We start from the raw sequence: 13316 nt of genomic DNA, 5'->3' as shown, positions 1-13316 counted from the left end.
CTTAAAAATCCCATGTCAATCACTCCATATCTCCCTGAACAAAAGCGTCAGGGTAGCGTCGTTACATGGGTCAATTCTCAGTGAAAATTTAGGGGCCTACCGGGTCAGTTCTCAACGCAAATCAACAGACCTGAACGGCTGCTCGATCTCATCCGGCGCTTCACTGTCTTTGATGGAGGCGTTCGGAAGGTAGCGCGTCATCAGCAATTTTTCGGCATCCGCCGCGCGGTGGAGACCGTGAAGCAATTCGATATCAACGACGCGCGCAAAGGCGGCGTAATCTGGCACACGCAGGGCTCGGGCAAATCGTTGACGATGGTCATGCTGGGCCGCTCGCTGGCACTTGATAAAACTATCCGGAACCCGCGAATCCTGATCGTCACCGATCGCGACGATCTCGACAAGCAAATCAAGGATACCTTCAAGTCATGTGATCTTGAGCCAATTCGCGCCACAAGTGGCTCGCATCTCCTTGAACTCATCCGTGATCGGGCCCCCTTGGTCACAACGATCATCAACAAGTTCGAAACAGCATTGCGAAACAGCCAAGCTGCGGACGAGGATGCAAACATCTTCGTTCTCGTTGACGAGAGCCACCGTACACAGACAGGTCGCTACGGTGGTCACAGCCAGTTCGCCACCAAGATGCGCAGGCTTCTGCCGCAGGCTTGCTATCTGGGGTTCACCGGCACTCCTCTCCTCAAAAAAGAGAAGAACACGCTCTCGACATTCGGTCGATTGATCCACCGATACGCCATCGATGAAGCGGTTGCCGATGAGGCGGTGGTCCCACTTTTGTACGAGGGGCGACTGGTTGAACAGCAGGTCACCGGCAATGTCATCGATCGCTGGTTTGAAAAGATCAGTGAGGGCCTTACGAATAGCCAGAAAGCTGATTTGAAGGGTAAGTTTTCGCGAATGGACGCGCTGTCCAAGACTGGGCAGACAATCCGGGCAAAAGCTTTCGATATTTCAGAGCATTTTCGCCAGCATTGGCAGGGCACCGGATTCAAGGCGCAATTGGTAGCCCCTTCGAAGGCAGCAGCTGTGCGCTTCAAGGAAGTACTCGACGAAATTGGCCACGTCTCGAGTGCCGTCGTCATATCACCGCCAGACGACAATGAAGGGAACGAAGAAGTCGATCAGGAATCCAAGGACGTCGTCCGCGGCTTCTGGTCGAAAATGATGGCCCAATACAAAACTGAGGATGAATACAATCGTCAGATAATCGACGCCTTCAAGGGATCAGGGGATCCCGAAATCCTCATTGTTGTATCGAAGTTGTTGACCGGCTTCGACGCGCCAAGAAACACGGTTTTGTACGTTTGCAAGTCGCTGAAGGAGCACAATCTGCTTCAGGCTATCGCGCGCGTGAACCGCCTGTACGAAGACGGGGACACAGAAAAACAATTTGGGTTCATTGTTGATTATGAGGGCTTGCTTGGTGAACTTGACAGCGCCCTGACGACTTACAGTGCTTTCGAGGGCTATGAGGCTGCGGACCTTGCCGGGACGGTCCACGACGTCAGGGAGGAGATCCGCAAACTCCCCCAACTGCACGACCAGCTCTGGGATATCTTCAAGCCCGTCCGCAACAAGAAGGATATGGAGCAGTTCGAACAACTTCTTGGTGATGAAGCCCTGCGGCAGGATTTCTATGCACGGCTTCGGGCCTTCAGCCGATGCCTCCACATATCGTTATCATCGGACAAGCTGCTTGATGTCTTTGACGAAGCCAAAATCGACAGGTTGAAGCGTGACTGGAAGCAGTTCTCTGAACTAAGGCGCTCGGTTCAACTCCGGTATCAAGAAACCGTCGATGTCCGCGAGTTCGAACCGAAGATTCAGAAACTGCTTGATGACCACGTCGTGGCATTGCCAGCGGAAACAATCATCGAAGTGGTCAACATCAACGATCCCGATGCATTGAAGGCGGTTGTCGAAGAAACAGGTGTCTCGGAGGCGTCGCGAGCGGATCGCATTGCCAGCGCCACACGCCGCGCTATCACCGAAAAGATGGAGGAGGACCCCACGTTCTACCGCGAGTTCTCGGAGCTGCTTGAGGACACGATCCGCGCCTACCGGGAACGCCGCCTTTCAGAGCGCGACTATCTGAACAGCGTCGTTGATTTGGCGAGCAAGGTCGCCAGAAAGGATCGCGGCCGCGAAGTGCCTGAGCCTATCCGGGGCAACGACGATGCTCAAGCTTTCTTTGGAGTTCTAGATACCCGACTAACCACTAGTGACGGCGTGCAAGTCAGTGGTGACGATGTAGCCCACATCGCCCTGGATATCGTCGGGATCATCAGGGCCCACCTGATTGTGGACATCTGGTCTAACGACGTGGCTCAGAATAACCTGCGTAACGCAATTGACGACTTCTTCTTCGATGTCCTGCGTGATCAAAAAGAGATCGAATTGCCCGTCGAAGTACTGGATGACATCGAGCTCAAAATTATGGATCTCGCGCGTGCAAGGTTCGCGGGATGATAGCAGAATGCAATCACCTGAAATACGGCGAGCAGCGCATCGAATATCGCGTAGTCAGACGCCAAAGGAAGACCCTTGAGATAGCGGTGAACCCCGATGCTTCAGTTGTCATCACGGCACCCATGGACGCGAGCACTGAGGCAATCGAACAGAAGCTTCGAAAAAGGGCAGCTTGGGTTACCCGGCAGCAAAGGTATTTCACGCAGTTTCTGCCGCGTACCCCAGAACGCAGTTTCATAGCGGGCGAAACGCATCTCTATCTTGGCCGACAGTATCGACTGAAAGTCGTCCCGAATGTGCGAGAAAGCGTAAAGCTCATTCGCGGCTATATCGTGGTTGAGACACTTCGCCCGAACCGAACTGACATTACTCGCGAGCTGGTTGAGGGCTGGTACCGCAACCGAGCCCACGTCAAGTTCGCAGAGCAGGTCGAACAAAGTCTGCAACGTTTCCCGGAGCCCGAAGCATTCCGGCCGAAAGGGATGATCATCCGCCAGATGAAACAACGCTGGGGGTCAATGTCGCCGGCGCACCGTCTCTTGCTGAACCGACGTCTCGTCGAGGCCCCGGTTGACGCCATCGACTATGTCATCACCCACGAGCTTTGCCACATCGCTGAGCCCCACCACGGCACGGCTTTCTTTGACCTGCTGGACCGAGTGATGCCGAATTGGGAGCGCCGGAAGCAACGCCTAGAGAGGATAATGGCCTGAGAAATTCCGACGCTAGTCGCCGCTGAACCAAACGAGACCGCTGTCCAAATGAAACCACCTGACCGGAATATGCTAATAATATCATCCACTTGTGGAACTTCACCAAATCAGCGCAGTCAACAGGTCCAGAGAATGTCAGCCCGTAGAGAACGCTTTGGGCCCTCTTCGCACCGGGGCCGGTGAACAGCCTCTCCCGCATAACCCTTGAATATTACGGAAAAATCCGGCCGAAGCCGGATGGAGAGAAACGTTTGTCTAGGGCAAGTGGCGGACAGACAGGGATTCGAACCCTGGAGACGGTCTCCCGCCTACACACTTTCCAGGCGTGCGCCTTCGACCACTCGGCCACCTGTCCGTTGCGCGGGTTCTTAGCAAGACTAGAGGGATAAGCGCAAGCGCTTTAGCGCGTTGTTTTGCAATTGTTCTGAAAGGTCTTTGAAATCCTGAATCAGCTTATGAACAACACCCTTACGTAGTTGAGCAGTCAGCTTACTAAAAGCACATTAACCCGGCGGTTCTGTTTGCCTTTGTTTTCAATTTTTCCAAGCTGAACACTGCCAATTTCACCGGTTTTGGCAACATGCGTTCCCCCGCAGGGTTGCAGATCCACCTGATCTTCGCCAGCGCCAATCCGTACCAGACGCACGTGCCCTGCCCCTGATGGTGGCTTCACCGACATCGTTTTTACAAGCCCCGGGTTCGCCTCGAGTTCGGCATCCGTTATCCAGGTTTCGCTTACCGGTAAATTCCGGGCGATCAGCGCATTCAGCTCTGCTTCCAACGCATCTTTGTCTTCTGGTGTTTCAGGCATGTTGAAATCAAGCCGCCCCTTGTCGACACCGATTGCGCCACCTGTTACTGGCAGCGGTACGACCACGGACAAAAGGTGAAGGGCTGTGTGCATACGCATTAATTTGTAGCGCCGATCCCAATTAAGCGACTGTCTCACCTCGGCGCCGATCATCGGCAAGCCAGACGGTTCACCCGGAACAAGAACAATATCATTTTCTACACCCTTTATTGTCGTTGCTACAGCCAGTTCGCCACCATCCCAAACAAGGGTTCCACTGTCGCCCGGTTGTCCGCCGCCCTGTGCATAAAAGATCGTCTGATCAAGAATGATCCCCCCTTCGGGCGTGTGTGCGACAACCAGTGCTGGCGCATCTTTCAGATAGGCATCTTTGCGAAACAACATTTCTGTCATTTATGTTTCCTCACCCGTCGCGTCTGTGCTTTCAAAATCAACCTCTGCAATTGCGTCGCTCGGAGCGTTAGACGCTTCAGAATGTTCTGATGCCTTGGATGTATCTGGCGCCTTTCCTCCCCCCGAAAGGACTTCGGGATTGCGCAGCCAGATATCGCGCTGAGCGAACGGGATTTCGATACCCTCTTCTGCAAACCGCCGGGCAATTTCATGGTTCATGTCTGACTTGACGCTCAGCATCCAGTTCACATCCCGCAGGATTGCGCGGATTTCAAAATCAAGGCTGTCAGCACCAAAACCCTGAAAAATGACACCAGGAGGCGGATTTAGGATTACCATCGGATGCGCCTCGGCGATTTCCTGTAAAATGGCTGCTATTCTTTTGGTGTCGTTTCCATAAGCAACACCCACCGGAACGATGACACGCCCGGTCAGGCTGCCTTTGGTCATGTTCATGACGACGCCTGAAATCAGATCGGCGTTTGGCACAATCACATCAGCCCGGTCGAATGTTTCAATCCGGGTAGACCGCACCGAAATATCGCGGACGTAACCGGAATGGCTCCCAACTTCGATCCAGTCACCTTCCGAAATTGGCCTTTCGATCAACAGGATGATACCCGAGACAAAATTGGACACGATGTTCTGGAGACCAAATCCAATACCAACCGACAGCGCACCAGCCACGATCGCAAGCGATGAAAGGTCAATACCTGCGCCCGTAATCGCGATGATCGCTGACAAAAATATCCCTAGATACCCTGTGCCAGACACAATCGCGTTACGCCCCCCGGTATCAAGCTTTGTCTTGGGTAAAACCGTGTTGCGCAGCGTGCCCTGAATCAGCCGCGTCAGGGTGTAGCCAAGCACAAAGATGACAGCAAACGTCAGAAAAACAGTGGGCGAAATTCGCGCGCCACCCAGCGACACGCCGCCCAGAAACTTGTTCCACATCTCTGAGAGCGTCGCGAGCCGCGCACCCCATATCAAAGCAAGAACAGGTGCAGCCGCGAAAAGTAAAACAAAGCCAAACAGAACAGGAATAAGGGACTCGCGCGCGCCATCCCTATTGCCAACAAGCAATGCATAAACTTCTGAAAACAAGCGTTGCAGTATCTGAATAAACGCCAGTAGGGCCAAGGTCACCGCAGTCGGGAACACCAACTGCGCGGCAGCCGCAAAATACCCGACAAGACCCAGCACAACACCGACGACGACAACAACCATAACGGCCCGGCCCAACAACCGGACTATTCTGTTCCGGTACGTCTGTTGTTCGTTCTCTGCAGCATCGTTACGTGCATGTTTGACCAGTAGTTGGCCCAGGCGGAACGTCATGACCGCAACAATCACCAGCAAGGGAAATACAAACGCGAGCAATACCCTTGTAGAGAGATTTTCAAATTCAACGACAGCGACAACGATCAGTTGCAGTCCGATCGCAAGCCCCAGGCCAGCGCTGAACCAGCGCCCTTCCGCTTTTTGTTCGGGTGTTAGGTTGAGATAAGGGTCGCTCGTATGCGACCGCGGGAACATACGTACACCCAACCATCGAGCTACAAAAAACGCGAGCCCCGCAGGTGGCAGCGCAGAAACGATTACTGACCCTCGCAACCCGATCAACCCCGAGGAAAAAAGAGCTTCGCTTAGCGCGAAGACACCGAGCAATGGAACGATAACCTGCCCCAGAGAAATTAAGAAACCAAGCAGCCAACGCCAAGCAATCTTATTTTTGCTTTGCACACGCAATGAAAGAACTTCCATCCAGTGTCGACCACGTGACAAAAGGACGACCGCTAGCAAGCCAAGGAACAAAGTCAGCGGCAATTTTTCGCGGAATTGCGCGTTCTGTAAAGGGCTTGCCCAAGCACCTGATATTTCAGAGTGAATACCCGTCAGCGTTTGACCAATTGCGCCAAACCCTTCTGCCCAGATAACCGGATTAAGGGGCGTTGGACCAAGCTCCAGAAGTTGATCCGTTTGTCGGCTCCGGATGATACCGTCGACCTGTCGGATCAAACCGTCAGCACGCGTAAATGCCTCCTCAGCTGTCTGTATTGGCACGCGAACACTGGCGAGCGTTTCGCTCAACGTCTGGCGTCGCGCGGCAATTTCCGCAGACTCTGGCACACCGTCAGGAACCGGCCCAAGTGCTGCAAGCTGTGACTCAAGCGTTTCTATCCGGGCTTTGTTTGCAGATTGCGCAACCGAAAACTTTTCGCGCCAACCGGCCAGTTGTGCACGAAGCTCTTCAAGAGCAAGATCAGACGCCCGCGCCGCTGATACAGCATCTTCGGCGCGTTCTGCGGTTTTTTCCCACTCTGCATAATCTGGGGCGGTGACAACTTCCTGTGCGACCGCATGTGCAACGAATAAAGGGCTTACAGCGCCAGAAAGCGCCAAAATCAAACATAAAAGAAGCGAGTGAAATGTTTTCATCAATCCTCAAAAACGCCCGGAATGCTACGCGGTGCAGCATCAAGCCAGTCTGGAACCGGCAGGCCTTTTTCCTTTAAAAATGTCGGGTTAAACAGCTTTGACTGGTAGCGATTTCCATAGTCACACAGCACCGTCACAATCCGGTGTCCCGGGCCAAGCTCGCGCGCCAATCGGATTGCGCCTGCAACGTTGATACCTGAAGAGCCACCCAGAATGAGCCCCTCTTCCTTGAGTAGGTCAAACACAATCGGGAGCGCTTCTGAATCTGAAACTCGATAAACATTGTCCACCTTCAAGCCTTCGAGGTTTGCTGTAACTCGCCCCTGACCGATACCTTCGGTGATCGATCCACCGACTGATCCGAACTCTCCGGTGGTATAGAAATTGTAAAGCGCTGATCCCTCTGGGTCCGCCAGGCCGATTTTTATGGTCTTGTCACGTGCGCGAAGCCCTTCGGCAACGCCAGACAATGTACCGCCTGACCCAACTGCGCAGATGAACCCATCAAGCTTTCCGTCCATCTGTTCCCAAATCTCCGGTGCTGTTGTTTCAACATGCGCTTGTTTGTTCGCCACATTGTCAAACTGATTGGCCCAAATCGCACCATTAGGTTCGGTAAGTGCTAATTTATTCGCCAATCTTTCTGAATATCGAACATAATTGTTCGGGTTCTTATAGGGCGCAGCCGGTACCTGAACAAGCTCGGCACCCGCCAGTCGGATCATCTCTTTCTTTTCCTGACTTTGCGTTTCAGGAATGACAATCACCGTTTTAAACCCAAGCGAAGCGCCAACCAGGGCAAGACCAATTCCCGTGTTGCCCGCAGTTCCTTCGACAATGGTTCCACCCGGGCGGAGCGCACCCCGTGCGACAGCATCTTTGATGATATAGAGCGCAGCCCTGTCTTTCACGGACTGACCGGGGTTCAGAAATTCTGCCTTGCCATAAATGTCGCATCCTGTCTCTTCACTGGCTTTCCTCAGCCGGATCATCGGAGTGTTCCCAATCAGTTCAACAAGGTCGTTGCAAATGCGCATATGTTTCTGCCCTCTTAACGTTCCACCCTGTGTAGGCTGCGTTTTGGCGGAACTCAAGCATCCGCGCGCAGTCGATCACGATTGAGTGCGAGCCAAAATGCCGACAGTACAAGTGGACCGATTTCAGCTTCACCACTCTCAACCAATGCCATCAATTGCTCAAAGCACAGAACATGTGTGCGAATATCTTCACCTTCACCGGATACGCCGCCAAATTCATCTACTTCGTCAGGCAAATCACACAAACCAAGATAGGTATGGAAATACTCTGTTGCAGCACCGGGGGTTGGGTAATGTCTGTTGATCAGCTGCAGATCTGTCAGTGTTAACCCTGCCTCTTCCTTTGCCTCACGATGCGCTGCATCTTCGGGTGTTTCCCCTTTGTCTATGCGGCCTGCAATCGGCTCGAGCGTCCAAGGGTGTCTATCCCCACGCATAAACGCACCCACACGAAACTGTTCGACGAGCAAAACCCGGTCACGTGCGGGATCATAGGGTAAAACGATGACCGCATCGCTTGTTACAAAAACCGAGCGGCGCAACGGTGCAGAGACGGTTCCATCGAAACGACGATGGGACAAATCCAAATCGTCGAGCGCAAAAAAGCTGTCATAGGCGCGTTCGTGATTCAGTAAGCTGACATCGGCCTGCCCGAAGCCGTATCGCAAACCTGATGGTGTTGGGCTGTGAACCGAAACTATTTTACGCGCCCGTGCCCGAAGCATTTGTAAACGTCTTGCAACTTCGTCTGCATCGATCTGGCCAAATAACTCGGCCACATCTGCAGCCGCAATCAATGTCACCGCGCCATATTGTTCTACAAAATCTTCAAGGCTCCACGATGCCCCTTTTTGCCACTGACCGGGGCGTGGAAAATAAACCTCGACTGGGGATGTCTCCCCGATTGGCGTCACCAGATGCAAATCATAGTGAAACCCGCCTTCGTAATAGTTGAGCCGCGCAACATCTTCTTCTGAAGCGTCAAAACTGACACCTTCAGCAACGCTGCCGACTTCTTCTGTAATAAGCGGGAATATCTGACCTTTTGCCCAGTAAACCGCATGGTCGGGCAGGCGTGAACGTGTCATCTCATCTTCTGAGACCGAACGATTCAACACCACTTCCAGCAGCGGACGATGACACAACGTGCCATAAAAAAACATTTGCTTCACGTTTTTAGTTCCACCGCCGATCAGCAGCATTTGTAACAAGACCGGCAATTATTCCGCCAATCAGTGCCGTGCCGATCACTTCTGTCGTTGCAATCAACTTCGCGTATTCAAACCCGATCTCGAAAATCGCGACAACCGCCTCTGTTGGGTTGTCGTAATATTTTCGGAGCGACAGTTTTACCATTTTAGCCGCCGAATGCAGGAAAAGCGCCAGCAGCCCGAGTGCGACGCTTGTTGTTATACCAATGCCAACGGAGCCGCGCACCCCGCGCCCTGCACGCGGGCCCATGATTCTCCAGCCGCAAACGACACCCAACAAGGCATTTATGATGCCAAGGAACGGCACAGGTGTTCCCTCTGGTAAAAGCGGCACAATCATTCCGGAAACCAAATAGGCAAGACCTGCAAAACAAGCTGCGGCGACAAGGCGGGCTGCTGTGGGCATCTGACTACTCTTTTTTTTACCTCTGGCCGTAGAAAACCAGAAAAACCCAAAAAACGCACCTAAATTATTTTAAATGACCTTCTTTCCAGGCGGAATATGCTACAAGTGCAACGCCCCGCCCGTCAGAGGCTGAAACAATCGGATCAGGGTAGGCAATATCTTCACTCAGGGCCCAGCTACGCGGCACAGCCTTGAAATAAGACAGCGCAGTCCGGCTTGGCTTGGTATATCCTTCCGCGATCCAACGCCGCTGATAGCTCTGGTCCGCATCAAACTTGTCCGCCTGTGTTACAGGGTTAAACACCCGAAAATAAGGCGTTGCGTCCGGTCCGCAGCCCGCGACCCACTGCCATCCCATCGCATTGGCTGCCGGGTCCCAATCTGTCAGGCAATCCGCAAACCAGGCCTGACCGATCCGCCAGTCAGTTAACAGATGTTTTGTCAGGTAGCTTCCGACAATCATGCGTGCGCGATTGTGCATTGTCCCGGTCACGTACATTTCACGCATCGCTGCATCAACAAACGGAATACCCGTGCGCCCCCGCCGCCAGGCTTCTGCAAGCTCGGTGTCTCCACGCCAGGGAAAGCTTTCCCACACCCTGCGCCAGCATTCCGTTTCGATCCAGGGTGTATGATGGATCAGATGATACGAAAATTCGCGCCAGACCAGTTCCTTCAGAAAATGTTCTGCACCTAAGTGCCCTTCGTTCAGCGCCCTTGCACCTGCATGCCAGACCATGCGCGGACTAATTTCCCCATAAGTCAGATTTTCGGATAGTCCCGACGTTGAACGCAGGCCCGGAAAATCCCTGTATTTCTTGTATCCATCAACAGCTATCTCGATGAAATTACGAAGCCTGTCTTGTGCTGCCCTTTCCCCGACACGCTGGTGTTTGGCCACCGCCGCCGCACCGCGATTCATTTCAGCGTCCATTTTCCAATTTGAGAGCGTGGCACTTTTTGGCCAGTTCGCAGGTGCAGGCCACCGCTTTGGTGCGGGCAGGCAAACGCCAACCTCTTTTTGCTTCACCGTATTCCAGAAGGGTGTGTAAACTTTGTAAAACCCGCCGGTTTTTGTTGAAACCGTCCAGGGTTCAAACAGCACATGTCCCGGGTGGCTGTCTGCCTTAACCCCCTCTTTACGCAATGCAGCCTTGACCTCTGTATCGCGCACCTTTGACGCAGTATCATAAAGGCGCGACCAGAAAACACCCGTCGCGCCCGTCTCGGCAACCACAGAACGTAAAACATCATGCGCACGCCCGCGTCGCAGGATTAGTGCTGCACCCAGATCGCGAAGTTGAGTGGAAATGTTTTCTAAAGACAATCCCAGCCGAAATTTCGCGGCCGCACCAAGGACTTCAACCACCTCGTCATGAATGAAAAGCGGTATCACAGGCTGTCCTGTCGCAATCGCAGCAACCATTGCCGGATGATCGGCCAGCCGAAGATCCCGCCTTAACCACAGTATGATCGGTGGCCTTTGGCCCATACGTTAAAGCACCTCGTCCAATACACTGATCAGCTTGGAAACTTCGTTTTCGCTTGTGTAATGAACAAAGCTAAGCCGAAGAACGCCTTTGGCTGGGTCGATCCCCATCGCCTCAAGTGCGCGAACAGCGTAAAAGTCACCCCCGCCTGCCATAATACCGTGTGGCGCAAGCTCAGCGGCAACGGGTTCTGCCTGCCCGGAAAGCTCTACAGCAACTGTCGGCGCCCGACTGTCCGCCTGTATCGGTCCAACAAGCCGGACAGAGTTTTTCTGTGAAAGGTAGTCAAGAACAGGTTGCAGATGTTTAACTTCATGCGCGCGCATCAGGTCATGCACGGCTTCAGCCCGCTTTGTCTCATCTGCCGCCTCTGAGAAATGATGGGAATACAAAGCATCTGCATAGTCCGCCATACCGGCGCTTGCCGCGACCTGTGCATGGTCCGGCCCCGCTGGGGTGAAACGCTTATAAAGGCTTGCTTCGTTGAAATAGTGCCCCTGGTTCGGAAGCATCATGCCCAACTCGCGCCGCATCACCATGATCCCCTGGTGCGGACCGTAGGTCTTGTAGGCAGAAAACAGGTAAATATCTGCCCCCAGCTTGCCCACATTCGGCAATCCGTGGGGCGCATAGCTTACCCCGTCAACGCAGACGAATGCCCCCGCTGCATGTGCAATCGCTGTCACCGCAACAACATCGTTAATCTCGCCCACAACATTGGAACAATGCGGGAAACAAACCAGCCTGACGCTCTCATCCAACAGATCGACAAGGTCACCGGGGTCCAGATGGCCCGTTTCCGGGTCAATCGTCCATTCACGCACTTCGATCCCCTCGTCCGCCAAACGGCGCCAGGGACCAGAGTTTGCCTCGTGGTCCTGATTGGTAACAACAATCGCATCACCGGGTTTCAGCCACTGGCGAAAGGCCTGCGCAAGAACATAGGTGTTCTGCGTTGTTGATGGACCAAAACTCACCTCATCGGTATCCACACCCAACATCAATGCCAGACGGGTCCGCGCCTCATCCATTTCCTCGCCACCTAATCGGCTTGCCTCGTAGGCCGAATAGGGTTGCACTTTTCGCTGGTGATAAAACCGCGTCAGACGGTCGATCACTTGCTGGCACGTGTAACTACCCCCGGCATTTTCGAAAAATGCCTGTCCTTGCAAAGAAGGCTCTGAAAAGGCGGGAAACTGCGCACGTACAAATTTAATATCAAGCTGGGTCATGCTGGCCTCAATAGAAGAAGACCCCAAAGCCGATGCTCCGGGGTCTTTCATGTTAGGCATGACTGCGTTGGGTGCAAGCCGTTAGTGCACCTTAATCGGCATTCACATCAACAACGACACGTCCTTTGACCTGACCCTTCAGTATATCTGCACCAAGTTTCGGAAGATCAGAAAGTTTCGCTGGCTGGATCATCTGCTCGAGTTTTTCCATTGGCAAATCTTTTGCGATCCGCTGCCACGCACGCACGCGGTTGTCATAAGGCTGCATCACGGAATCAATCCCAAGCAGGTTCACACCACGCAAAAGGAACGGAATAACGGTCGCAGGAAGTCCAGTGCCACCCGCAAGCCCTACCGCTGCGACAGAGGTTCCATATTTCATTTGTCCAAGAACGCGCGCCAGCATTGCGCCGCCAACGGCATCGATACAACCAGCCCATGTTTCACCTTCCAGCGGGCGTTTCACGGTCTCATTCAGCTCTTCGCGGGCAACGATCTGGGTTGCACCCAGTGATTTGAGGTACTCGGCAGTTTCTGGACGCCCGGTAACACCGGCAACCTCATAGCCAAGGTTGGCCAGGATCGCAGTTGCAACAGAGCCGACACCACCCGCAGCACCGGTTACAAGAACGGGACCATGATCTTTTTCAAGCCCGTGATCTTCCAGCGCCATAACGGCGAGCATGGCCGTGAAACCGGCTGTTCCGACCGCCATTGCCTGACGTGTATTAAGCCCCGCTGGCAGTGGCACAAGCCAATCGGCCTTGACCCGCGCCTTTTGCGAATAACCGCCCCAATGTGCCTCGCCCACGCGCCAGCCGGTCAGCACAACCTTGTCACCAGGTTTGTAACGGTCATCATCCGATGCTTCGACCGTTCCTGCTAAATCGATGCCTGGAATATGCGGGTAGTTTCGAACAAGCCCGCCACCTGGGCCAATGCACAGGCCATCTTTGTAGTTCACCGTCGAGTATTCAACAGCCACGGTAACATCACCACCGTCCGGTAGCTGATCTATCCCAATCTGCTGTACGCTCGCGCTTGTTTTGCCATCTTCGTCTTTTTCAACAATCAATGCGTTGAACATTATGCTC

General features: G+C 53.6%; 10 protein-coding genes and 1 tRNA gene. 2 read left to right on the top strand and 9 right to left on the bottom strand.

The features are described 5' to 3' along the window. Positions 1 to 120: 120 nt before the first annotated feature. Both J4E70_RS19640 and J4E70_RS17535 read left to right on the top strand, forming a co-directional pair. On the top strand, positions 121 to 2490 hold the full coding sequence (locus tag J4E70_RS19640) for a type I restriction endonuclease subunit R (protein WP_343229481.1): 2370 nt from the start codon (positions 121 to 123) through the stop codon (positions 2488 to 2490). Continuing rightward, on the top strand, positions 2487 to 3203 hold the full coding sequence (locus J4E70_RS17535; RefSeq protein WP_213890956.1) for a M48 family metallopeptidase: 717 nt from the start codon (positions 2487 to 2489) through the stop codon (positions 3201 to 3203). Before J4E70_RS19640 ends, J4E70_RS17535 begins: the two co-directional genes overlap by 4 nt. Before the next feature lie 265 nt (positions 3204 to 3468). On the opposite strand, the gene J4E70_RS17530 is transcribed toward J4E70_RS17535, so the two are convergent. The 9 genes from J4E70_RS17530 to acuI form a co-directional block, all read right to left on the bottom strand. Continuing rightward, positions 3469 to 3558 (bottom strand) — tRNA-Ser (locus J4E70_RS17530). Positions 3559 to 3687: 129 nt separating this feature from the next. Then, entirely contained in the window at positions 3688 to 4407 is a 720-nt protein-coding gene (locus tag J4E70_RS17525; protein ID WP_213890954.1) for an alanyl-tRNA editing protein, read from the bottom strand. Further along, entirely contained in the window at positions 4408 to 6846 is a 2439-nt protein-coding gene (locus J4E70_RS17520) for a DUF3772 domain-containing protein (RefSeq protein ID WP_213890952.1), read from the bottom strand. Then, positions 6846 to 7883 (bottom strand): cysteine synthase A, encoded by a 1038-nt coding sequence (locus J4E70_RS17515; RefSeq protein ID WP_213890950.1) that lies wholly within the window; start codon positions 7881 to 7883, stop codon positions 6846 to 6848. Before J4E70_RS17515 ends, J4E70_RS17520 begins: the two co-directional genes overlap by 1 nt. Positions 7884 to 7936: 53 nt before the next feature. Then, the gene (locus tag J4E70_RS17510) at positions 7937 to 9046 is read right to left on the bottom strand and encodes an NUDIX domain-containing protein (protein ID WP_213890949.1); all 1110 of its coding nucleotides are present in this window, start codon (positions 9044 to 9046) and stop codon (positions 7937 to 7939) included. Positions 9047 to 9059: 13 nt separating this feature from the next. Continuing rightward, positions 9060 to 9500, bottom strand: a complete 441-nt coding sequence (locus J4E70_RS17505; RefSeq protein WP_213890948.1) for a TrgA family protein — start codon at positions 9498 to 9500, stop codon at positions 9060 to 9062. Between the two features lie 64 nt (positions 9501 to 9564). Then, a complete protein-coding gene (locus J4E70_RS17500; RefSeq protein ID WP_213890947.1) occupies positions 9565 to 10992 on the bottom strand; it encodes a cryptochrome/photolyase family protein in 1428 nt (475 codons plus the stop codon). A gap of 3 nt (positions 10993 to 10995) precedes the next feature. Continuing rightward, a complete protein-coding gene (locus tag J4E70_RS17495) occupies positions 10996 to 12222 on the bottom strand; it encodes an aminotransferase class V-fold PLP-dependent enzyme (RefSeq protein ID WP_213890962.1) in 1227 nt (408 codons plus the stop codon). Between the two features lie 91 nt (positions 12223 to 12313). Continuing rightward, on the bottom strand, positions 12314 to 13309 hold the full coding sequence (gene acuI / locus J4E70_RS17490; protein ID WP_213890946.1) for an acryloyl-CoA reductase: 996 nt from the start codon (positions 13307 to 13309) through the stop codon (positions 12314 to 12316). Positions 13310 to 13316 lie beyond the last annotated feature (7 nt).

It is taken from the genome of Pseudohalocynthiibacter aestuariivivens, assembly GCF_018457175.1.
Taxonomy (GTDB): domain Bacteria; phylum Pseudomonadota; class Alphaproteobacteria; order Rhodobacterales; family Rhodobacteraceae; genus Pseudohalocynthiibacter; species Pseudohalocynthiibacter aestuariivivens.
Note: the sequence above shows the minus strand (reverse complement) of the source record. Positions and strands in the feature narration are given on the sequence as shown.

What these genes read in the sequence shown, in the direction of transcription:
- J4E70_RS17535 (WP_213890956.1), top strand. Translation starts at nt 2,487, where the DNA reads ATGATAGCAGAATGCAATCACCTGAAATACGGCGAGCAGCGCATCGAA.
- J4E70_RS17525 (WP_213890954.1), bottom strand. Translation starts at nt 4,407, where the DNA reads ATGACAGAAATGTTGTTTCGCAAAGATGCCTATCTGAAAGATGCGCCA.
- J4E70_RS17520 (WP_213890952.1), bottom strand. Translation starts at nt 6,846, where the DNA reads ATGAAAACATTTCACTCGCTTCTTTTATGTTTGATTTTGGCGCTTTCT.
- J4E70_RS17515 (WP_213890950.1), bottom strand. Translation starts at nt 7,883, where the DNA reads ATGCGCATTTGCAACGACCTTGTTGAACTGATTGGGAACACTCCGATG.
- J4E70_RS17510 (WP_213890949.1), bottom strand. Translation starts at nt 9,046, where the DNA reads ATGTTTTTTTATGGCACGTTGTGTCATCGTCCGCTGCTGGAAGTGGTG.
- J4E70_RS17505 (WP_213890948.1), bottom strand. Translation starts at nt 9,500, where the DNA reads ATGCCCACAGCAGCCCGCCTTGTCGCCGCAGCTTGTTTTGCAGGTCTT.
- J4E70_RS17500 (WP_213890947.1), bottom strand. Translation starts at nt 10,992, where the DNA reads ATGGGCCAAAGGCCACCGATCATACTGTGGTTAAGGCGGGATCTTCGG.
- J4E70_RS17495 (WP_213890962.1), bottom strand. Translation starts at nt 12,222, where the DNA reads ATGACCCAGCTTGATATTAAATTTGTACGTGCGCAGTTTCCCGCCTTT.
- acuI (WP_213890946.1), bottom strand. Translation starts at nt 13,309, where the DNA reads ATGTTCAACGCATTGATTGTTGAAAAAGACGAAGATGGCAAAACAAGC.